24 protein-coding genes are annotated in these 20,523 nt (G+C 46.1%); 23 read left to right on the top strand and 1 reads right to left on the bottom strand.

What is annotated here, in order from left to right; genetic code table 11:
• The 12 genes from ACWJJ5_RS02955 to ACWJJ5_RS02900 all read left to right on the top strand — a co-directional run bounded on the left by ACWJJ5_RS02955 (position 1) and on the right by ACWJJ5_RS02900 (position 10,035).
• Positions 1-543, top strand: a complete 543-nt coding sequence (locus tag ACWJJ5_RS02955) for a TIGR01440 family protein (protein ID WP_454022175.1) — start codon at positions 1-3, stop codon at positions 541-543.
• 147 nt (positions 544-690) lie between these two features.
• Positions 691-1,938 carry a serine hydroxymethyltransferase gene (glyA, locus tag ACWJJ5_RS02950; protein ID WP_454022174.1) on the top strand — a complete coding sequence of 416 codons (1,248 nt, stop codon included), beginning with the start codon at positions 691-693 and terminating at the stop codon, positions 1,936-1,938.
• 134 nt (positions 1,939-2,072) lie between these two features.
• A complete protein-coding gene (gene upp / locus ACWJJ5_RS02945; RefSeq protein ID WP_003151154.1) occupies positions 2,073-2,702 on the top strand; it encodes a uracil phosphoribosyltransferase in 630 nt (209 codons plus the stop codon).
• A 419-nt stretch (positions 2,703-3,121) separates the two neighbouring features.
• Entirely contained in the window at positions 3,122-3,505 is a 384-nt protein-coding gene (atpI, locus tag ACWJJ5_RS02940) for an ATP synthase subunit I (RefSeq protein ID WP_003151155.1), read from the top strand.
• 7 nt (positions 3,506-3,512) lie between these two features.
• Positions 3,513-4,247, top strand: coding sequence for a F0F1 ATP synthase subunit A (atpB, locus tag ACWJJ5_RS02935; protein WP_003151158.1), 735 nt, complete (start codon positions 3,513-3,515; stop codon positions 4,245-4,247).
• Positions 4,248-4,292: 45 nt separating this feature from the next.
• Positions 4,293-4,505, top strand: a complete 213-nt coding sequence (atpE, locus tag ACWJJ5_RS02930; RefSeq protein ID WP_003151167.1) for a F0F1 ATP synthase subunit C — start codon at positions 4,293-4,295, stop codon at positions 4,503-4,505.
• A 142-nt stretch (positions 4,506-4,647) separates the two neighbouring features.
• On the top strand, positions 4,648-5,160 hold the full coding sequence (gene atpF / locus ACWJJ5_RS02925; protein WP_003151168.1) for a F0F1 ATP synthase subunit B: 513 nt from the start codon (positions 4,648-4,650) through the stop codon (positions 5,158-5,160).
• Positions 5,157-5,702 (top strand): F0F1 ATP synthase subunit delta, encoded by a 546-nt coding sequence (locus ACWJJ5_RS02920; RefSeq protein WP_327937272.1) that lies wholly within the window; start codon positions 5,157-5,159, stop codon positions 5,700-5,702. The genes atpF and ACWJJ5_RS02920 overlap by 4 nt, the downstream gene beginning before the upstream one ends.
• Positions 5,703-5,718: 16 nt before the next feature.
• On the top strand, positions 5,719-7,227 hold the full coding sequence (gene atpA / locus ACWJJ5_RS02915) for a F0F1 ATP synthase subunit alpha (protein ID WP_003151170.1): 1,509 nt from the start codon (positions 5,719-5,721) through the stop codon (positions 7,225-7,227).
• A 75-nt stretch (positions 7,228-7,302) separates the two neighbouring features.
• Positions 7,303-8,166 carry an ATP synthase F1 subunit gamma gene (gene atpG, locus ACWJJ5_RS02910; RefSeq protein ID WP_003151172.1) on the top strand — a complete coding sequence of 288 codons (864 nt, stop codon included), beginning with the start codon at positions 7,303-7,305 and terminating at the stop codon, positions 8,164-8,166.
• Positions 8,167-8,191: 25 nt separating this feature from the next.
• On the top strand, positions 8,192-9,613 hold the full coding sequence (gene atpD, locus ACWJJ5_RS02905) for a F0F1 ATP synthase subunit beta (RefSeq protein ID WP_003151173.1): 1,422 nt from the start codon (positions 8,192-8,194) through the stop codon (positions 9,611-9,613).
• A 23-nt stretch (positions 9,614-9,636) separates the two neighbouring features.
• Positions 9,637-10,035 (top strand): F0F1 ATP synthase subunit epsilon, encoded by a 399-nt coding sequence (locus ACWJJ5_RS02900; protein ID WP_003151176.1) that lies wholly within the window; start codon positions 9,637-9,639, stop codon positions 10,033-10,035.
• A gap of 44 nt (positions 10,036-10,079) precedes the next feature.
• Here the strand turns inward: ACWJJ5_RS02900 and ACWJJ5_RS02895 are convergent, their stop codons facing one another.
• Positions 10,080-10,550: a hypothetical protein gene (locus tag ACWJJ5_RS02895; RefSeq protein WP_003151179.1), complete on the bottom strand. Its 471-nt coding sequence runs from the start codon at positions 10,548-10,550 to the stop codon at positions 10,080-10,082.
• A 172-nt stretch (positions 10,551-10,722) separates the two neighbouring features.
• On the opposite strand from ACWJJ5_RS02895, the gene ACWJJ5_RS02890 reads away from it, so the two are divergent.
• The 11 genes from ACWJJ5_RS02890 (at position 10,723) to ACWJJ5_RS02840 (ending at position 20,451) form a co-directional block, all read left to right on the top strand.
• Positions 10,723-10,953: a DUF1146 family protein gene (locus tag ACWJJ5_RS02890; RefSeq protein WP_003151181.1), complete on the top strand. Its 231-nt coding sequence runs from the start codon at positions 10,723-10,725 to the stop codon at positions 10,951-10,953.
• 141 nt (positions 10,954-11,094) lie between these two features.
• Entirely contained in the window at positions 11,095-11,835 is a 741-nt protein-coding gene (locus tag ACWJJ5_RS02885) for a YwmB family TATA-box binding protein (RefSeq protein WP_003151183.1), read from the top strand.
• Positions 11,836-11,868: 33 nt separating this feature from the next.
• Complete coding sequence (gene murA, locus ACWJJ5_RS02880) at positions 11,869-13,179, top strand: UDP-N-acetylglucosamine 1-carboxyvinyltransferase (RefSeq protein WP_007407592.1); 1,311 nt, start codon at positions 11,869-11,871, stop codon at positions 13,177-13,179.
• A 198-nt stretch (positions 13,180-13,377) separates the two neighbouring features.
• Positions 13,378-14,409 (top strand): stage II sporulation protein D, encoded by a 1,032-nt coding sequence (spoIID, locus tag ACWJJ5_RS02875; protein WP_102422815.1) that lies wholly within the window; start codon positions 13,378-13,380, stop codon positions 14,407-14,409.
• A 265-nt stretch (positions 14,410-14,674) separates the two neighbouring features.
• Positions 14,675-15,361 (top strand): VWA domain-containing protein, encoded by a 687-nt coding sequence (locus ACWJJ5_RS02870; protein ID WP_003151188.1) that lies wholly within the window; start codon positions 14,675-14,677, stop codon positions 15,359-15,361.
• A gap of 310 nt (positions 15,362-15,671) precedes the next feature.
• A complete protein-coding gene (locus tag ACWJJ5_RS02865) occupies positions 15,672-16,352 on the top strand; it encodes a VWA domain-containing protein (protein WP_015387578.1) in 681 nt (226 codons plus the stop codon).
• A gap of 86 nt (positions 16,353-16,438) precedes the next feature.
• A complete protein-coding gene (locus ACWJJ5_RS02860; RefSeq protein ID WP_003151191.1) occupies positions 16,439-16,603 on the top strand; it encodes a hypothetical protein in 165 nt (54 codons plus the stop codon).
• A 94-nt stretch (positions 16,604-16,697) separates the two neighbouring features.
• Complete coding sequence (gene fdhD / locus ACWJJ5_RS02855) at positions 16,698-17,486, top strand: formate dehydrogenase accessory sulfurtransferase FdhD (RefSeq protein ID WP_014306001.1); 789 nt, start codon at positions 16,698-16,700, stop codon at positions 17,484-17,486.
• Between the two features lie 17 nt (positions 17,487-17,503).
• A complete protein-coding gene (moaA, locus tag ACWJJ5_RS02850) occupies positions 17,504-18,529 on the top strand; it encodes a GTP 3',8-cyclase MoaA (protein WP_077722973.1) in 1,026 nt (341 codons plus the stop codon).
• Positions 18,530-18,719: 190 nt separating this feature from the next.
• Positions 18,720-19,850, top strand: a complete 1,131-nt coding sequence (locus ACWJJ5_RS02845) for a response regulator aspartate phosphatase (RefSeq protein WP_053573977.1) — start codon at positions 18,720-18,722, stop codon at positions 19,848-19,850.
• Between the two features lie 121 nt (positions 19,851-19,971).
• Entirely contained in the window at positions 19,972-20,451 is a 480-nt protein-coding gene (locus ACWJJ5_RS02840; protein ID WP_065982538.1) for a hypothetical protein, read from the top strand.
• Positions 20,452-20,523: the final 72 nt, after the last annotated feature.

The following is a 20,523-nucleotide window of genomic DNA, read 5'->3' as shown; positions in this document are numbered from 1 at the left end:
ATGGAAGAGATGAAGCAAAAATGGACGGACATGCTGACTGAGTTTCAAGAGCAGGCAGGACTGACGGACGGCAGTCTGCTGGTGATCGGGTGCAGTACAAGTGAAGCCGCCGGAAGCCGGATCGGCACCGCCGGAAGCGGGGATTGGGCTGAATTGATATACAGCGGACTTAACCGGTTTAAGGAAAAAACGGGTGTGCATCTTGCTTTTCAATGCTGCGAGCATTTAAACAGGGCGCTTGTCATTGAAGCGGAAACGGCCGAGCGGTTCATGCTCCCCATTGTTTCAGCCGTCCCTGTCCCGAAAGCGGGCGGAGCGATGGCCTCTTATGCATACCGGCAGATGCGTTCTCCAGTGCTCGCTGAATCGATTCAGGCTGACGCCGGGATTGACATCGGTGATACGTTCATCGGCATGCATCTGAAACCCGTTGCCGTCCCTGTCCGGATATCAAGCCGTGAGCTCGGAGAAGCGCATGTGACGATGGCCCGGACAAGGCCGAAGCTGATCGGCGGAATTCGCGCCGTTTATGAATGCGAATGATGAAAATGCTTTTCCTGTATAATGTTCGTGTTTTCTAATTAAATTTTGTGATTTTTTTAAATAAGCTGTTACATTCACCTGAAAAACCATGTACAATAAGGGTGGTAAAAATAAAGAACAGGAAACGGATAGGAGAGGATCTCGCTGATGAAACATTTACCTGTACAAGATAAACAAGTGTTTAACGCCATCAAAGATGAGCGTAAGCGTCAACAGACTAAGATCGAATTAATTGCTTCTGAAAACTTCGTGACGGAAGCGGTAATGGAAGCACAAGGCTCTGTTTTAACAAACAAATATGCTGAAGGCTACCCCGGCAAACGCTACTACGGCGGCTGTGAGCATGTTGATGTCGTTGAGGACATCGCCCGCGACCGCGCGAAAGAGATTTTCGGAGCTGAGCATGTAAACGTTCAGCCGCACTCAGGCGCTCAGGCGAACATGGCTGTTTACTTCACGATTTTAGAGCACGGCGACACGGTGCTCGGGATGAACCTCTCCCACGGCGGCCACTTAACACACGGAAGCCCGGTTAATTTCAGCGGCGTTCAATACAACTTTGTAGAATACGGTGTCGATAAAGACACGCAATATATAGATTATGAAGATGTGCGTGAAAAAGCGCTGGCGCATAAGCCGAAACTCATCGTAGCCGGAGCGAGCGCATACCCCCGCACGATCGACTTTAAAAAATTCCGCGAAATCGCTGATGAAGTCGGCGCTTACTTCATGGTAGACATGGCGCATATCGCGGGTCTTGTCGCAGCCGGTCTTCATCCGAATCCGGTTCCTTACGCTGACTTTGTAACGACAACGACTCACAAAACACTTCGCGGACCCCGCGGAGGAATGATCCTTTGCCGTGAAGAGTTCGGCAAAAAGATTGATAAATCCATTTTCCCGGGAATCCAAGGCGGACCGCTTATGCATGTCATCGCGGCCAAAGCCGTTTCTTTCGGAGAAGTGCTTGAAGATGATTTCAAAACATATGCGCAAAACGTCATCTCGAACGCGAAGCGCCTGGCTGAGTCTCTGAACAAAGAGGGCATTCAGCTCGTATCAGGCGGAACGGATAACCACCTTGTGCTTGTCGACCTCCGTTCTCTCGGACTGACCGGAAAAGTCGCTGAACACGTTCTTGATGAAATCGGCATTACATCTAATAAAAACGCGATCCCTTACGATCCGGAAAAACCGTTCGTCACAAGCGGAATCCGTCTCGGTACGGCAGCTGTGACAAGCCGCGGCTTTGACGGTGACGCGCTTGAAGAAGTCGGCGCCATCATCGGCCTCGCGCTGAAAAATCATGAAGACGAAGCAAAACTTGAAGAAGCGAGACAGCGCGTATCTGTCTTGACTGAAAAGTTTCCTTTATATAAAGAACTGGACTATTAATAAGGAAGAAACCCGCCGGAACCTTAATCCGGCGGGTTTTTTTATGATTTTCTTGAAACTGTTTGTCTTTTTCTGTAGAATCAATAGAAGTGTGAAAAAGTCACTCGGACAACAAAAAAGGAGCTGAACACAGTATGGGAAAGGTTTACGTATTTGATCATCCTTTAATCCAGCATAAGCTGACATATATTCGGAATGAAAATACAGGCACAAAGGATTTCAGAGACCTTGTGGACGAAGTCGCATCACTGATGGCGTTTGAAATTACACGTGATCTTCCTCTTAAAGAAGTGGAAGTGAAAACACCTGTTCAAACAGCGACTTCCAAAGTGATTTCAGGGAAGAAACTCGGTATCGTGCCGATCCTGAGAGCGGGTCTCGGAATGGTTGACGGCATGCTGAAATTAATCCCGGCCGCTAAAGTGGGACATGTCGGATTATACCGTGATCCGGAAACCTTAAAACCGGTGGAATACTATGTCAAGCTTCCTTCTGATGTAGAAGAACGCGAATTTATTGTCGTGGATCCGATGCTTGCTACGGGAGGCTCTGCGGTGGAAGCGATCAACAGCCTGAAAAAGCGCGGCGCGAGAAACATTCGTTTTATGTGTCTTGTAGCGGCTCCGGAAGGCGTGGAAGAGCTGCAGAAACATCATTCTGACGTTGATATTTATATCGCCGCCCTTGATGAAAAACTGAATGAAAAAGGCTATATCGTTCCGGGCCTCGGTGACGCGGGTGACAGACTGTACGGAACCAAATAAATCGGAAAACCTCATTCAGGGGGTTTTCTTTTTTTATCCAGATATTTGCTGAATGGGCAGAGTTCATACATTTATAGGTGAATTTGTGAACATTCTGTGTATGCTTCCGGTATAAAAAGTTTTTTAACTTTAAACAGATTGACACATGTTAGGGGCTATTGTATGCTAAACGAGGGTATTATGAGAAGGTTTTCATTCCTTTCATTTCTAGTATCCATCCTCATTTTAAATCCTCCAAAAAAACCCGTTATATGAGGATTTATCTAAGCGAATGAAACAGCATCCCGTGGCATCAGGAGGATGAGTGGTTTTTTCGAACAGGCCGTTTTGCGGACAAAAAAGGCCTTCTGCAAGGGTTAACCGCATGTTTTGCCGTATCCAGGAATTATATTACATTTTCATCAGGAGACAGATAGTTGATGGACGATCCCAATCTTACATTCAGCAGACAACGGAGATATGTATTTGTAATCTTAGCAATCTATTTGCTGGGATATGGTCTTACGGCGTATAAAACTGTTTTTTTAGGCCTCTTTTTGGGAACTGTTTTCAGTTTGTTTAATTTGTGGCTCTTGACCAGAAGAATGAATGCTTTTGACAAGGCCGTGGCGAAAGGAAAGTCCATACGATCACTCGGGAGCGCAGCGCGTTGGTGCAATGCGATACTTGCGATGGCTGTCGCCTTTAAATATCCCGATAAAGTCAGTGTGGCAAGTGTGATTATTGGATTAATGACAATTTATCCCGTCATTATGATAGATTCCATTATTCAGCTCAAACGTTCATCAATGGAAGAGAGGTGAAAACCCATTGAATCACGATTACAGAACTATTGATTTGTTTGGTCTTACTTTTAATCTGACAAACATTCTGATGATTACTGTGGCAAGTGTGATTGTGCTGCTGATTGCGATTCTTACTACAAGAACGCTGTCCATCCGTCCGGGAAAAGCCCAGAACTTCATGGAATGGATTGTTGATTTTGTCCGCAATATTATAGGCAGTACAATGGATTTAAAAACAGGGGCTAACTTCTTGGCGCTTGGTGTAACCTTGCTGATGTACATATTTGTATCAAATATGCTAGGGCTGCCGTTTTCTGTAACGGTCGGACACGAGCTTTGGTGGAAATCACCGACGGCCGATCCGGCTATTACTCTGACTCTAGCCGTTATGGTTGTGTCGTTAACGCACTATTACGGCGTGAAGATGAAAGGTTTGAAGGAATACTCTAAGGATTACCTCAGACCGGTTCCGCTTATGTTCCCGATGAAGATCATTGAGGAGTTTGCGAATACGCTGACACTCGGACTTCGTCTTTACGGTAACATTTTCGCCGGGGAAATTCTTCTTGGCCTGCTTGCGAATCTGGCGACGAATTTCTACTCAAACAGTTTCTTTCTCGGTTTGGTCGGCACAGTCGGAGCCATTATTCCGATGCTTGCATGGCAGGCATTCAGCTTGTTCATCGGTACCATCCAGGCATTTATCTTTACGATGCTGACGATGGTGTACATGTCACACAAAATCAGTCATGATCATTAAAATCATATATCCATTCGGATAACATTTTAAAGGAGGAACTTTTTCATGAATTTAATAGCAGCTGCAATTGCAATCGGTTTAGGTGCACTTGGTGCAGGTATTGGTAACGGTCTGATCGTTTCACGTACGGTAGAGGGAATCGCCCGTCAGCCGGAAGCAGGAAAAGAACTTAGAACTCTTATGTTCATGGGTATCGCATTGGTTGAGGCCCTTCCGATTATCGCTGTCGTTATCGCGTTCTTAGCGTTCTTTGGCTAAGCAAAAAAGCCTTATATGAACTAAAAATGGCGAAGATCACTCTAAGAGAACCTTCGCCATTGCTTTATGTCTGATAAGCAGGCCGTCCCGAAACGGCTTTTTATCAGCAGAGAAAACCTGCAGAAGGGAGTTGCCGTAGTAGATGTCTCAATTACCTCTTGAATTAGGACTGTCGTTTAACGGCGGAGATATCCTATTCCAATTGTTAGCTATGTTAGTTTTATTAGCGCTTCTCAAGAAATTCGCTCTTGGACCGCTATTAAATATAATGAAACAGCGTGAAGATCATATCGCCGGCGAAATTACGTCCGCTGAAGAAAGAAATAAAGAAGCGCAGAAGCTGATTGAAGAGCAGCGCGTTCTTTTAAAAGAAGCGAAACAGGAATCACAATCACTCATTGAAAATGCGAAAAAATTGGGTGAAAAGCAGAAGGAAGACATTATCCAGGCTGCACGCGCCGAGTCTGAAAGATTGAAAGAAGCGGCGAGAACCGAAATTGTCAAAGAAAAAGAACAAGCGGTTTCCGCACTTCGCGAGCAAGTCGCATCACTTTCTGTCTTAATCGCATCGAAAGTGATTGAAAAAGAGCTTGATGAACAAGCCCAGGAACAACTGATTCAGGACTATCTTAAAGAGGTAGGAGAAAGCCGATGAGTGGATCTGCTGTCTCTAAACGATACGCGTCAGCGCTTTTCGACATTGCCATTGAGACTTCTCAAATCAATGAAATCGAAGAAGAGCTTACCGTACTAAAAGAAGTGTTCCGCAACGAAGCCGGATTACAGGAAGTGTTAAGCCATCCGAAGGTATCGGCCGCTAAGAAAAAAGAGCTGATTCAGCAATCGTTCGGCGCACTGTCTGAGTCTGTGCTGCATACGATTTTTCTTCTGATTGACCGCCGCCGGTCTTCGATTGTGCCTGATCTCACAGACGAGTTTATCAAACTTGCCAATCAGGCCCGTCAGACAGAGGACGCGGTTGTTTATTCAGTAAAACCGCTGTCAGAAGCGGAAATGTTATCATTGTCTCAAGTGTTTGCAAAAAAAGCCGGAATCGCTTCGCTCAGAATCAGAAATGAAGTGCAGACGGATTTAATAGGCGGCATTAAAGTCCGCATTGGAAACCGGATTTATGACGGAAGCGTAAGCGGAAAGCTTGAGCGCATGGAACGTCAACTTGCCGGAGGAAATCGATAGAAGGGGTGAAACCTAAGTGAGCATCAAAGCTGAAGAGATTAGCACGCTGATAAAGCAGCAAATTCAAAATTACCAATCTGAAATTGAAGTTCATGACGTAGGTACAGTCATCCAAGTCGGAGACGGTATTGCGCGTGTGCACGGCCTTGACAATTGTATGGCCGGTGAACTTGTTGAGTTTTCAAACGGCGTTTTGGGTATGGCTCAAAACCTTGAAGAATCCAACGTAGGTATCGTTATCTTAGGACCTTACAGAGATATCCGTGAAGGTGATGAGGTCAAAAGAACGGGCCGCATCATGGAAGTTCCTGTAGGTGAAGAATTAATCGGACGTATCGTCAACCCGCTCGGACAGCCGGTAGACGGACTGGGTCCGATTCTGACAAGCAAAACACGTCCGATCGAAAGCCAGGCTCCAGGCGTAATGGACCGTAAATCGGTACATGAGCCGCTGCAAACGGGTATCAAAGCGATCGACGCGTTAATTCCGATCGGCCGCGGACAGCGTGAGCTGATTATCGGGGACCGTCAGACAGGTAAAACATCTGTTGCGATTGATACAATCTTAAACCAAAAAGATCAAGACATGATCTGTGTGTACGTAGCGATCGGCCAAAAAGAATCTACAGTGCGCGGCGTGGTGGAAACACTTCGTAAGCATGGCGCGCTTGATTACACGATTGTCGTGACGGCGTCCGCTTCACAGCCGGCTCCGCTTCTTTACCTTGCACCGTATGCAGGGGTGACAATGGGTGAAGAATTCATGTACAACGGCAAGCACGTTCTCGTCGTATATGATGATTTATCCAAACAAGCAGCCGCTTACCGTGAGCTGTCATTGCTTCTTCGCCGTCCGCCGGGCCGTGAAGCATTCCCTGGGGATGTATTCTATCTTCACTCCCGTCTGCTTGAGCGCGCAGCCAAGCTGAGTGACGCTAAAGGCGCAGGATCAATTACGGCGCTGCCGTTCGTCGAAACACAAGCAGGAGATATCTCCGCTTATATTCCGACAAACGTCATTTCCATTACTGACGGACAGATTTTCCTTCAATCCGACCTATTCTTCTCAGGCGTGCGTCCTGCGATCAATGCCGGATTATCCGTATCCCGTGTCGGCGGGTCAGCCCAAATCAAAGCGATGAAAAAGGTAGCGGGAACATTGCGTCTTGACCTTGCTTCATACCGTGAACTTGAAGCATTCGCCCAATTCGGATCTGATCTTGACCAGGCGACTCAGGCGAAACTGAACCGCGGTGCGCGTACAGTTGAAGTGCTGAAGCAAGACTTGAATAAACCGCTTCCGGTTGAAAAACAGGTAGCCATTCTTTATGCGCTGACAAAAGGATATCTTGATGATATTCCGGTTGCGGATATCAGACGTTTTGAAGAAGAGTACTACATGTACCTTGATCAAAACCATAAAGATCTGCTTGACGGCATTGCGAAAACAGGAAACCTTCCTGCTGATGAAGACTTCAAAGCTGCAATCGAAGGCTTCAAACGCACATTTGCACCAAGCAACTAACCCTTAGAAGATGAGAGAAAAAGGTTCTCTTTTTCTCTCTTTTTACGCAAATGAAGAATAAAGGTGGTGAAATCTTTGGCCTCATTACGCGATATTAAGTCAAGGATCACGTCAACGAAAAAAACAAGCCAGATTACAAAAGCCATGCAGATGGTATCCGCTGCGAAGCTGAACCGTGCGGAAACCAACGCGAAGTCATTTGCTCCGTATATGGATAAGATCCAGGAGGTTGTGTTTAACGTCGGAAAAGGCGCGAAAAACGCGAAACACCCGATGCTTGTCTCAAGAGAAGTGAAAAAGACGGCGTATCTCGTCATTACATCTGACCGCGGGCTTGCGGGTGCGTTTAACAGTTCGGTTTTGCGAAACGCTTACCGCACCATTCAAGAACGCCATCAGTCTAAAGATGAATACACGGTGATTGCAATCGGCAGAGTCGGCCGCGATTTCTTCAAAAAACGGGAGATGCCGATTTTGTCTGAGTTAGTGGGGCTTGGCGACGAGGTCACTTTTGCTCAGATTAAAGATTTGACCCGTCAGACGGTCCAAATGTTTATCGACGGCGCTTTTGATGAACTGCATTTGGTGTATAACCATTTCGTCAGTGCGATTTCACAGGAAGTGACGGAGAAAAAAGTGCTGCCTTTAACGGATTTCGGAACGAGCGGCGGGAAGCGCACGGCTTCTTACGAGTTCGAACCGGATGAAGAAGAGGTGCTCGAAGTGCTGCTTCCTCAATATGCGGAAAGCTTAATTTACGGCGCGCTTCTTGACAGTAAAGCAAGTGAACACGCTGCGAGAATGACAGCAATGAAAAATGCGACTGATAATGCGAAAGAACTCATTGATTCACTTTCGCTTTCATATAACCGCGCGCGTCAAGCGGCGATTACACAAGAAATTACCGAAATTGTCGGCGGTGCAGCCGCTTTAGAATAGAAAGATTTTGTCAGGAGGGATAGCGATGAAGAAAGGACGCGTAAGTCAGGTGCTTGGACCGGTTGTCGACGTACGTTTCGAGGACGGCCACTTGCCTGCGATTTATAATGCGATTAAAGTTTCACAGCCAGCTACAGGCGAAAATGAAGTAGGCATCGACCTAACGCTAGAGGTTGCTCTTCATTTAGGTGATGATACAGTCCGTACAATTGCCATGGCATCTACGGACGGAATTCAGCGCGGAATGGAAGCTGTTGATACAGGTGCGCCGATTTCCGTTCCTGTCGGTGATGTGACTCTCGGACGCGTATTTAACGTACTGGGAGATAAAATTGATTTAAATGAACCGCTGCCTGCGGATGCTCAAAAGGACCCGATCCACAGATCAGCTCCTTCATTCGATGAGCTTTCAACTGAGGTTGAAATTCTTGAAACGGGAATTAAGGTTGTTGACCTGCTCGCTCCTTACATCAAGGGCGGTAAAATCGGATTGTTCGGCGGCGCCGGCGTAGGTAAAACCGTATTAATCCAGGAATTAATCAACAACATCGCGCAAGAGCACGGCGGTATTTCCGTATTCGCCGGTGTAGGAGAGCGTACTCGTGAAGGGAACGACCTTTTCTACGAAATGAGCGATTCAGGCGTTATCAAGAAAACAGCCATGGTCTTCGGACAAATGAACGAGCCGCCGGGCGCACGTATGCGTGTAGCACTGACGGGTCTTACAATGGCTGAGCATTTCCGTGATAAACAAGGACAGGACGTACTGTTCTTTATCGATAACATTTTCCGTTTCACACAAGCGGGTTCAGAGGTTTCCGCGCTTCTCGGCCGTATGCCTTCTGCGGTTGGTTATCAGCCGACGCTTGCGACAGAAATGGGTCAGCTTCAAGAGCGTATTACGTCTACAAACGTTGGTTCAGTTACATCTATCCAGGCGATCTACGTGCCTGCCGATGACTACACTGACCCGGCGCCGGCGACAACGTTCGCTCACTTGGATGCAACGACTAACCTTGAGCGTAAATTAACTGAAATGGGTATCTACCCTGCGGTTGATCCGCTGGCTTCCACTTCCCGCGCGCTTGCTCCGGAAATTGTCGGAGAAGAGCATTATGCGGTGGCGCGTGAAGTCCAGTCAACGCTTCAGCGTTACAAAGAACTTCAGGATATTATCGCGATTCTCGGTATGGACGAATTAGGTGAAGAAGACAAGCTTGTCGTTCACCGCGCACGCCGTATCCAGTTCTTCCTTTCTCAAAACTTCCACGTAGCTGAGCAGTTTACGGGACAAAAGGGTTCTTACGTGCCTGTTAAAGAAACGGTACGAGGCTTTAAAGAAATCCTTTCCGGTAAATATGACCATCTTCCGGAAGATGCATTCCGTCTTGTGGGACGCATTGAAGAAGTCATTGAGAATGCAAAAGAGATGGGTGTAGAAGTTTAATCTGGTCCTAGGAGGGTAAAAGCATGAAGACCGTTAAAGTCAATATCGTTACTCCCGACGGCCCAGTATATGATGCTGATATTGAAATGGTGAGTGTAAGAGCCGAGAGCGGTGATCTCGGTATCCTGCCTGGCCATATTCCGACCGTGGCTCCGCTTAAAATCGGCGCTGTCCGCCTTAAAAAAGACGGGCAGACCGAATTGGCGGCTGTCAGCGGCGGATTTTTAGAAGTCCGTCCTGATCAGGTCACTATCCTTGCACAAGCCGCTGAAACAGCGGAAAGCATTGATAAAGAGCGCGCCCTTGCTGCGAAAAAGCGGGCGGAAGACCGTTTGAACAAACGATCAGATGATACTGACATTCGTCGGGCTGAGCTTGCGTTACAGCGGGCTGTAAACAGATTGGATGTTGCAGGAAACTAAAAAAGAATCCTTCTCGGCTGTCTGAGAAGGATTCTTTTTCTATATTAACGCATAAGAGATTCATAGACGCCGATAAGCGGATGATCCTCTTCTTTTTGCAGATATAAATGTTCGCAGCAGTTGTCGGTGTGCCACGTTTTGTTTCCTCTCCGCACACCCGTCGTATAAGCGCCGTCCGTATACGGATAAGGTTTGACGACCCATTCGGCATCGTCATGATGTCTGATGGCGCAATCGATGACATACACACTGAGCATTTTCTCAAATTCGTCAATCGGCAGGTTCCAATCCGCCAAAAGCAGCTCTTTTATGCTGCGGAAGTAAAGAGCTTCCACTGCCAGCAGGCTGCCGGGTGAATAATCAAGAGAAATGTTGAAAAACTGACATAATTCTTTCAGTTCCTCTGTTTGAGACTGTCTATAATCATAGTAGAATGCTATCGCTTCCCACTCGTGGTCAAATACGGGAAGTGTTTCTCCATACTGCTTTTCCGGATGAAAAAAGGAATGATTCATATTCCCATCTCCTTTCCAAAAAAGTATATCATACCGGAGAACGGACATTTAAGCGGGGATTGCCCCTAATTTTGGATAAAAATTCTGATGTAAAAATGATCATCTTTCTCTCTTCTTCTTATATAATAAGAGAGGATATGAGGGGCGGAAAAAATGAAAGGAGATGGAATTTGTGAATGTATTGGGGCAGCAGGCCGCAATCAGCATCCTGGTTCACCTGGTATGCATTGCGGTGACATGGTGGGCGCTTCAGGCCGTCAACTTTGATCCGCTGATCCGAAAAGGAAAAATAGTGCAGGCGAGGCTGCTGATCATTCTTCTTACCATTGCGATCGGTACGGCAGTCGCCAACTTCTTTTTAGATTATCTTACCTATTCGAAACAGCTTCCATACTTATTTTAAGATGTTTCGTCTGTTGAAATGAAGGGAATCGCTGGGTGAGAAACCAATTTTTCTTCACCCGCTTGGCGAGTTTTGACGAAGTTTTCCATGTATTGCTTTCCCCGGCTCCGGCAAAAATGGGAGTAAGGGGGAGAGATCGATATGAAGAAAAAAAGAGCAGGCCGCATCATCTTGTTTTTTGTTTTTTTAAGCGCCTTAATAGCGGTATTTCATTCCATTCATGCAAGTGAGCTGTCTCCGCTTGCCCAGATTGCCGAAGGAATGGAGCGGCAGCAGGTCACTGTGGATGAATGGACGCTTCATGCGAAAAAAAATCTGAACCTGTCACTGAGTGAATTTGATGACAAGGTAAAAGAACTGAAGACGCAGTATCCGCAATATCATTGGGAATCCGCGCGGGAAGATAAAATCGTAAAGGCCGTCGGCACGTATTCTGACAAAAAAAATCACACAACTTTTAAACTGCAGCTCGTCACTACCCTCAAAAACCAGAACCCAACTTCGTATTTATTATATGAGCAAATGAGCCCGGAGCAACCGGAAAACTGGAATGATACATATGAACAGTTTGAACGGCAGGCACATGACATATTTCAAAATAAAGTATTTATTTTTACTTGTCTAAAGGGTCATTTAAATGATAATATGAGTATTGTTTTGCAAAAAAAAGCAGAACAGCTCATGAAAGAATTTGAAGCAAGTCCAGTTGAACATGTAGTTGAGCCTCATTTCGTTTCTGTTTCTGCATTTACATATAAGTGGACAGATTACATCATGACATCGAAACATAAGATGAATGTGCAAGTTGCGCTTAGAAGTGCGGGAATGGGCGGAAAACATACCGTTACGGTTGGCACACCAATCGTGACGACTGAATATTAATATAGAGAATATAGGGACGCGGAGGGGAATACCTTGGAAAAAATCATCGTCCGCGGCGGTCAGAAGTTAAACGGCACAGTGAAAGTTGAAGGAGCAAAAAATGCCGTTTTACCAGTTATCGCTGCATCTTTATTAGCAAGTGAAGAAAAAAGCGTAATATGTGATGTACCTACGCTCTCCGATGTATATACAATTAATGAAGTGTTGCGTCATTTAGGAGCAGATGTGCATTTTGAGAATAATGAAGTTACCGTAAACGCTTCTTACGCTTTAGAAACAGAAGCACCTTTTGAATATGTGCGCAAAATGCGCGCGTCAGTGCTTGTTATGGGCCCTCTGTTAGCCCGTACGGGTCATTCAAGAGTAGCGCTTCCGGGCGGCTGCGCAATCGGCTCAAGACCGATTGATCAGCATTTAAAAGGCTTTGAAGCAATGGGTGCAAAAATCAAAGTAGGCAACGGCTTTATTGAAGCAGAAGTGGAAGGCCGTCTGCAGGGCGCAAAAATCTATTTAGATTTCCCAAGTGTGGGTGCGACAGAAAACTTGATTATGGCAGCTGCTTTAGCTGAAGGAACAACAACGCTTGAAAACGTGGCAAAAGAGCCTGAAATCGTTGACTTAGCGAACTATATCAATGCGATGGGCGGAAAAATCCGCGGAGCCGGCACAGGCACCATTAAAATTGAAGGTGTCGAGAAGCTTCACGGCGTAAGACACAACATCATTCCTGACCGTATTGAGGCGGGTACTTTCATGGTGGCTGCGGCTATCACGGAAGGAAATGTATTAGTAAAAGGTGCGGTTCCTGAGCATCTTACGTCTTTAATTGCGAAAATGGAAGAAATGGGAGTCAAAATTACGGATGAAGGAGAAGGCCTTCGTGTCATCGGTCCAGCCCAGCTGAAGCCGATCGACATTAAAACGATGCCTCACCCAGGATTCCCGACTGATATGCAGTCGCAAATGATGGCGCTGCTTCTCCGTGCGAGCGGAACAAGCATGATTACTGAAACTGTGTTTGAAAACCGTTTTATGCATGCTGAAGAATTCCGCCGGATGAATGGCGACATTAAAATTGAAGGACGTTCTGTGATCATTAACGGTCCTGTACAGCTGCAAGGCGCAGAAGTTGCCGCTACGGACCTGCGTGCGGGCGCGGCGCTGATTCTTGCGGGATTAGTGGCTGAAGGTCATACACGCGTCACGGAACTGAAGCACTTGGATCGCGGTTATGTGAATTTCCATAAAAAACTTGCGGCTCTCGGCGCTGACATCGAGCGTGTCGTTGATGAAACGGCCGCTGAACAAGAAAGCAAAGAAGTCGTAACTGACCTAAACGCATAATGGCTGTAAAAACAGTATGTCAATCTGGCATACTGTTTTTTTATGGTTTATCATCATTATTATGCTCTGATTTTCAAAAAAGAATACGTTTTTCGCGTGAAAAATGGAATAAGATTCTGTCCAAAAGGAAGTCATATTAGCTTGTCCCTGCCCATAAGATGAAGTAGAGTCGAATCCCAAGCAGGAGGCAGCTGATATATGAAACCGATTGTATTTCTACTATCCGGGCTGTGTATACTTATTCTTCTTGTTCCCACCATTCTCGTTCTTCCGTTTCAGGCGGAAAAAGGAGCAGCCGTAAACAGAGAGCCCGGACACAAAACAGCACACACCACACGAGAAACAAAAGGAGCAGAAACATTGAAAGAATCACCTGTATCCATTCCGGTTTATCGGACATCCAAACATTCTGTAGAGAACATTCCGCTTGAAGAGTACGTGATCGGTGTCGTGGCTTCCGAAATGCCCGCAAACTTTAAACCGGAAGCCTTAAAAGCCCAGGCGCTCGCCGCCCGGACTTTCATCGTCAGACTGATGGTCGCTGACTCAGCCGTTCAGGCGCCGAAAGGATCACTGGTGGATGATACGCAAATGTTCCAAGTCTATCAAAGCAAAAGCCAGCTGAAAAAAGAATGGGGTTCTAAGTACGCACACAACCTCAAGAAAATCACAAACGCGGTCGCAGGCACGCAAGGAAAGATTTTAACGTACGACAACAAGCCGATTGAGGCATCTTTCTTCTCTACGAGCAACGGGTATACGGAAAATGCGGAAGCCTATTGGACAAGCGCCATTCCTTATTTAAAGAGCGTGAAAAGTCCGTGGGATAAGCAATCGCCGAAATATCTCGCCACCCAGACCTTCAGTGTGCCGGAGTTTCAGCAAAAGCTCGGCGTGCAGCTCTCGGGACAAAACACGGTAGGGCAGATTACAGCCAGAACGCCGGGCCATCAAGTGGCGACGGCCGTCATAAACGGCAAAAAGCTGAAGGGAAGAGACATCCGGGAAAAACTCGGACTCCGTTCTGCCGACTTTGAATGGAAACGGAACGGCGGCAGCATCACCATTACGACAAAAGGATTCGGCCACGGCGTCGGCATGAGCCAGTACGGGGCCAATTACATGGCGGAGCAGGGGAAATCCGTGGCGGACATCGTCAAGCATTATTATCAGGGAGTGGACATATCCGAAGCAGATTCATTTTTAAACAAATATATGGCGAAAAAATAGACGCTTTCATGAGCGTCTGTTTTTTTTGAAAACTATTCCATAAACGGTAAAGCAACCAACAGACTCATATAACGAAAGCCTAAAGGCTGACAAATGCCGTCTGAAGGCTGAGCGACGGGTGAAAATCACTGATAAAAATGCCGCATCTATGTGAATATACGCAAAAATAATGAGGAACGCCGTCCTATTTATTTCCCTTTTCATCTCATTTACGATAAATATTGTTCGGCGTTGAACGTAAATCTATTGAAAAGGGGAAGAAGCAATGAAAAAAACACTTTCACTCATAATCATGCTCGGATTGATGCTGACTGCTGCATCTCCTGCTTTTGCTGCCGAGAATGCAAACGAGAAGACATTTTTATTTAAAAACAATATCGCCATTTTGCTTGATGCGAGCGGCAGTATGGCGAAACGGATTGACGGCGTTTCTAAATACAATATGGCAAAAGATGAAATCGTCCGTTTTGCAGATCGAATTAAGTCTACATCACAGGTCAGAATGACGGTTTTCGGTTCGGAAGGCAATAATAAAAACTCCGGAAAAGTTCAATCTTGTGAATCCATTCGCGGTGTATACGGATTCCAAAAGTTTGACAGACAGAGCTTCCTCAATTCTCTGAACGGAATCGGGCCTACGGGCTGGACACCGATTGCAAAAGCATTAGAAGATGCGAAGGCTTCTTTTAACGGCGTTCATAAATTCGGCTTTAAATCCGTTTACCTGTTGACAGACGGTGAGGAGACATGCGGCGGAGATCCTATTAAGACAGCGAAAGAACTTCGCAAACATCATATTAAAGTCAACGTGATCGGCTTTGACTTTAAAGAAGGCTTCAACGGACAGCTTCACGCAATTGCCGGTGCGGGCGGAGGAAAATATTACGAAGCTCACAGCCAAAAGGATATGAACCGCATCTTTACGATGGAAGCGAGTTCATTAGCGAAATAAGAAAAGGTGCCGTTTAGCGGCCCTTTTTTTTATGTTCCATTTAACAAAAGTTTCAAGAAAAGATGAAGAGAAAACTGTAAAAAGAATCAGATTCCGGACTTATATTACAAAAAGGGCGAAAAAGGCATTAAATCTGTCATCATTTATCCAATCTTTTTAGGATGATGCGCATAATTCTGTTCATTTTTAACGGCGTACAGCCGCTTATACAAAAGGAATCCCGCCCTATATCTTTTTGCATACTCCTCATCTAGCATAGAGAAGAGCCGGGGGCCCATCGGCCAAAAACAAACGGAGAGGAATGAAGGAAATGAAAAAAATGTTCACTGCGGGGATTGTCGGACTTTTGACGCTTTCACTCGGATCGCCTGTTTTTGCAGCTGAGAAAAAGCACGAAGAAACAAATGTCGCCGTGCTGTTTGACGCAAGCGGAAGCATGATACAAAAAACAGGGGGAGAGCGTAAAATAGATGTTGCGAAAGAGTCTGTCACTTCTTTTGCGGAAGTTCTTCCTGAAGACACGAATCTGATGCTTCGGGTATTCGGGCACAAGGGCAATAATAAAAACTCAGGCAAAGCCGTATCATGTAACGCGACAGAAACGTTATACGGCCTTCAGCCGTACGCCGTGACTCCATTTGAGCAATCACTCAGCAAGATTAAACCGACCGGCTGGACACCGATAGCGAAAGCGCTTTCTGATACACGGGAAGAATTTGAGCGGGCCGGCGCTAAAGGGAAAAACGTCGTATATCTGATCACAGACGGTGAAGAAACATGCGGCGGGAATCCTCAGGCCGAAATTCAAAAGCTCCGTAAAGCGAATGTCAACACGGTCGTCAATATCATCGGCTTCAACTTCGGCATGAAAGGAAGCGAAAGCCTTGAAAAAGCGGCGGAAGCGGGAGGCGGCACATACGTCTCAGCTGACAGCGCGGACGAGTTCAAACAGGCTTGGGAAGACGCTGCAAAGGATTTAGCAAAAGAATAGGTTAAAAAAGGACGCCCGCGCGGCGTCTTTTTTTGTTTAGAAAACGGAACCGCGGGAATGATACGGATAAAAGGAGATGAACGCTGTTGTTAAAAGGAGCAGGCATTATATTGGTGCTGGCGGCAGTCGTTTTTGTTCTGATAGGGATTTTTCTGAAGCTTGCCGCCTTCATATTCGTCAGTATATTGGCCATTATCGCCGCAGTTATTTTATTCACCATTCTGAGCAGACATCATCGCAATGAAACATAGAGTCCGAAGAGGGCTCTTTTTTTAAACCGCAAATTCGACAAAATACAGGGATTGTGGAAGAATAAAAGAGAAGGATACTGCGGAGGGGAAAAAAGTGGATGAAAAAACAACAGCGGTAAGAGACATATACCGCTATGAAAAAGGGGTATTAACAAAGACGGCAGATCGGATGGTTTCAGAGTATCCGCTGACCGTCATGGTGAACGGGCAGGAATTTGTTACGCTCGTCTGCACGCCTGACCATTTAGAGGAACTCGTCATCGGATTTCTCGCATCAGAAGGCGTCATTCGTTTTGAAAAAGAGATCAAAAGCTTTACTATAGATGAAAGTCTCGGGTTTGCATATGTTGAACTGACGAATCCCGGAGTGCTTGAGCAAAAGGACTATACGAAGAGGGTCATCGGTTCATGCTGCGGGAAAGGCCGCCATTTTTACTTTCAGCAGGATGTGAAAACGGCCAAAACCGCCGTCAGCCGGATTACCATAACTCCTGAGACGTGCCTTCGCCTGATGAAGGAGATGCAAAGCGGAAGCGGCACATTCCGGGAAACGGGCGGCGTCCATAATGCAGCGCTGTGCGATACGGAAAAGCTGCTCTTGATGAGGACGGATATCGGGCGCCACAACGCGCTGGATAAGCTGTACGGCTGCTGTTTGAAAAACGGAATGCCCGTCCGTGACAAGCTGATCGTCTTCAGCGGCCGGATTTCCTCAGAGGTTTTATTAAAAGCCGCAAAAATCGGCGTGTCGATTGTCATTTCAAAATCGGCGCCGACGGAGCTCGCGCTGCAAATGGCGGAAGAGCTGAACATCACCGCGATCGGTTTTGTCAGAAACGGATCATTTAACGTATACACACATCCTGAACGGGTTGAACAATAGAAAGGGGTCTTGGGCTTATGAATACAGAAACGCGCCGGGTGACAGACAAAAGGGAAAGGCCGCTCAGGGATCTTCGTATCTCTGTAACCGACCGCTGCAACTTCAGATGCACGTACTGTATGCCAGCCGAATTATTCGGACCGGATTATCCATTTTTACAAAAGACGGAATTGCTCTCCTTCGAGGAGCTTGAGCGGCTTGCGAAGCTGTTTGTCGGCCGCTTTGGCGTTGAAAAAATCAGGCTGACGGGCGGAGAGCCGCTCATGAGAAAAGATATGCCTGAATTGATCAAAAAACTTGCGCGCATCCCCGGACTTAAAGATATCGCGATGACGACAAACGGCTCTCTGCTTCCCGTGTATGCGAAAAAACTGAAGCAGGCGGGGCTGCATCGAGTGACAGTCAGCCTCGATTCTTTAGAGGATGAGCGGTTTAAGGCCATTAACGGCCGCGGCGTTTCGGTGAACAAGGTGCTTGAGGGCATTGAGGCGGCAAAAGCGGCCGGACTCGGTGTGAAAATCAATATGGTTGTTCAAAAGGGCGTCAATGAAAAAGATATCCTGCCGATGGCCCGCTATTTTAAAGAAAAGGGTCATATTCTCCGGTTTATTGAATTTATGGATGTAGGCAATACGAATCAATGGAATAAAAAAGACGTGATCACGAAGGCCGAAATTATTGATCTGATCAACCAGCACATGCCGACGGAGCCGATAGAAGCGAATTATAAAGGGGAGGTCGCTTCCAGGTTCCGCTATCTTGACGGTTCCGGCGAAATCGGCGTGATTTCCTCCGTCTCGGATGCGTTCTGCGCCTCCTGCAACAGAGCACGCCTGTCGGCGAGAGGCGAGCTGTTTACGTGCCTGTTTGCGTCAAGCGGCTATGATGTTCGGAAACTCGTGCGCGGCGGTCTGACCGATGATGAATTGACGGAATCCATCGCTTCTGTCTGGAGAAATCGCACGGATCAGTATTCAATTGACCGCGCGCTTTCTAAAACGGATGGGAAAAAGAAAGTGGAAATGTCTTATATAGGCGGATGAAGAAAAGCTTGCCCGGACAAGGGCAGGCTTTTTTATTCACATTATGAGAGCGGTCTGTTCAAAAAATACCGGTGACAGCCGAAATATATGATAGGAATTTTGATGCAGGACAATCAAGTTATGCAATTCCAAAGCCATACAATATGTTAAAATATAACCAATAGAAATTAGAAAAGGTTGTGAAAGGGGCATGACCGCATACGAGATTCCGTCATCTCAAGTTGGAGTCAAGATCAACAAATGGTACAAGCACATTTTAGCGTTTCAAGCGGCTGATGCCATAAAGCTGAAAGAGGAAATTGATGAGGATATACAACGTATGGAGGAAGACCAGCTGCTGCTGCTATATTATCAGCTGATCAGCTACCGCCATCATATTATGCTTGATTACGTCAAGCCGGAATGCACCGAACAATCACAGATTCAGTACAGCGAGCTGCAAAAGACGATCGAAAGCACGGACAGTATATCAGGACTGTCTGAGTATTATTTCCATTTGTTCAGAGGAATGTATGAATTCGATCACAATAACTATGTTGCGGCTATTTCTTTTTACCGGAAAGCGGAAAAACTCCTTTCATTTGTCGAGGATGATATAGAGAGGGCGGAATTCCATTTCAAGATGTCTGAAGTGTTTTACGTCATGAAGCAGACTCATTTTTCCATGAATCACGGGATTCAGGCGCTGGATACGTATATGAAACACGATTTTTACAGAGTGCGGAGAATTCAATGCCATTTCGTCATCTCAGGAAACTACATCGACTGCAAAAACTACGACAAAGCGCTTGAGCATTTAGACGAAGCCCTCCGCCTTTCTTTGCTTGAAGGACAGCCCCGCCTGATCGGGTCTTCGCTTTACAATCTGGGGAATTGTTATTCTGAAAAGCGGGATCTGGATGAAGCGGCCCGGTACTTTAGAAAAGCGGTTCCCGTTTTTGAAGAGCATCAGCTTGAACAGCTTCCGAAGGCGCTGTTCAGCTTAACGCACACCCTTTTCAGGCTGCATGATGACCAAGCGGCCCTTACCTATTATGAAAGAGGGATCATGATCGCGAAAGAACGCGGCGACCGATTCAGTTTAGAGAAGTATAAGTTTTTACAAGCGCTTTATTTGGAGTCTCTCAATATGGATTTAATTCATGAAGTGTTTGACTATATGAATGAAAAATCGCTGTATGTGTATATTGAAGATTTCGCCTTGGAGGCCGCCGTTTACACAAGCGCACATGAGCAATATAAAGAAGCGGCGTATTTTTATGAAAAAGCGATTCGCATGAGAGAAAACATTCAAAAAGAACAGTGTTTATACGATATATAATTTTCTTAACCATCTGATCAGCAGATGGTTATTTTTTTATGCACATCAAGACGTTTGATCATAGAAAAAATCGGAAAAATCGCAAAAGAGGGAAAAAAGTACGATGGGAAGGAGGGATTTGTTGTTCGGATTTAATGATATGATAAAGTTTTTCGTTTCATTTCTCATCATTCTCCCGATGGTGTCTGTCATCCATGTGTCGGGACACAGCTTTATGGCCATGCTGTTCGGAGGCAAGGCGTCATTGGATATCGGAATGGGGAAACGTCTTTTAAAAGTAGGGCCGATTCAGGTTCGGCGTATCTACTTCATAGATTCTTTCTGCAAGTTCGGCGAATTGCGGATAGATAACCGTCTGACGAGCGCGCTCGTCTATTCCGGAGGCTGTCTGTTTAATCTCGCTTCTATCTTTTTAATAAATCTGCTGATCATAAAAGATGTCCTCGAGCCAAACTTATTTTTTTACCAATTTGTCTATTTTTCAACTTATTATGTTTTCTTTGCTCTTCTGCCCGTGCAATACGGGGATAATAAGCTGTCAGACGGATTGGCCGTTTACAAAGTGATCCGCTACGGGGAACGCTGTGAAATCAATAATTGAGAGTTTACATGTTTGTGTTCGGGCTGAAAGGGAAGAAAACAAGTACACAAAAACAAAAGGAGCTGAAGAGAT

This window comes from Bacillus sp. JK74 (assembly GCF_053663395.1).
The sequence above is the reverse complement of the archived record's forward strand: the minus strand, read 5'-3'. Positions and strand labels throughout refer to the sequence as shown.

Bases quoted from the DNA above. Each gene is read 5' to 3' on its own strand.
- ACWJJ5_RS02955 (WP_454022175.1), top strand. From the start codon at position 1: ATGGAAGAGATGAAGCAAAAATGGACGGACATGCTGACTGAGTTTCAA.
- glyA (WP_454022174.1), top strand. From the start codon at position 691: ATGAAACATTTACCTGTACAAGATAAACAAGTGTTTAACGCCATCAAA.
- upp (WP_003151154.1), top strand. From the start codon at position 2,073: ATGGGAAAGGTTTACGTATTTGATCATCCTTTAATCCAGCATAAGCTG.
- atpI (WP_003151155.1), top strand. From the start codon at position 3,122: ATGGACGATCCCAATCTTACATTCAGCAGACAACGGAGATATGTATTT.
- atpE (WP_003151167.1), top strand. From the start codon at position 4,293: ATGAATTTAATAGCAGCTGCAATTGCAATCGGTTTAGGTGCACTTGGT.
- atpF (WP_003151168.1), top strand. From the start codon at position 4,648: ATGTCTCAATTACCTCTTGAATTAGGACTGTCGTTTAACGGCGGAGAT.
- ACWJJ5_RS02920 (WP_327937272.1), top strand. From the start codon at position 5,157: ATGAGTGGATCTGCTGTCTCTAAACGATACGCGTCAGCGCTTTTCGAC.
- atpD (WP_003151173.1), top strand. From the start codon at position 8,192: ATGAAGAAAGGACGCGTAAGTCAGGTGCTTGGACCGGTTGTCGACGTA.
- ACWJJ5_RS02900 (WP_003151176.1), top strand. From the start codon at position 9,637: ATGAAGACCGTTAAAGTCAATATCGTTACTCCCGACGGCCCAGTATAT.
- ACWJJ5_RS02895 (WP_003151179.1), bottom strand. From the start codon at position 10,550: ATGAATCATTCCTTTTTTCATCCGGAAAAGCAGTATGGAGAAACACTT.
- ACWJJ5_RS02885 (WP_003151183.1), top strand. From the start codon at position 11,095: ATGAAGAAAAAAAGAGCAGGCCGCATCATCTTGTTTTTTGTTTTTTTA.
- spoIID (WP_102422815.1), top strand. From the start codon at position 13,378: ATGAAACCGATTGTATTTCTACTATCCGGGCTGTGTATACTTATTCTT.
- ACWJJ5_RS02870 (WP_003151188.1), top strand. From the start codon at position 14,675: ATGAAAAAAACACTTTCACTCATAATCATGCTCGGATTGATGCTGACT.
- ACWJJ5_RS02865 (WP_015387578.1), top strand. From the start codon at position 15,672: ATGAAAAAAATGTTCACTGCGGGGATTGTCGGACTTTTGACGCTTTCA.
- moaA (WP_077722973.1), top strand. From the start codon at position 17,504: ATGAATACAGAAACGCGCCGGGTGACAGACAAAAGGGAAAGGCCGCTC.
- ACWJJ5_RS02845 (WP_053573977.1), top strand. From the start codon at position 18,720: ATGACCGCATACGAGATTCCGTCATCTCAAGTTGGAGTCAAGATCAAC.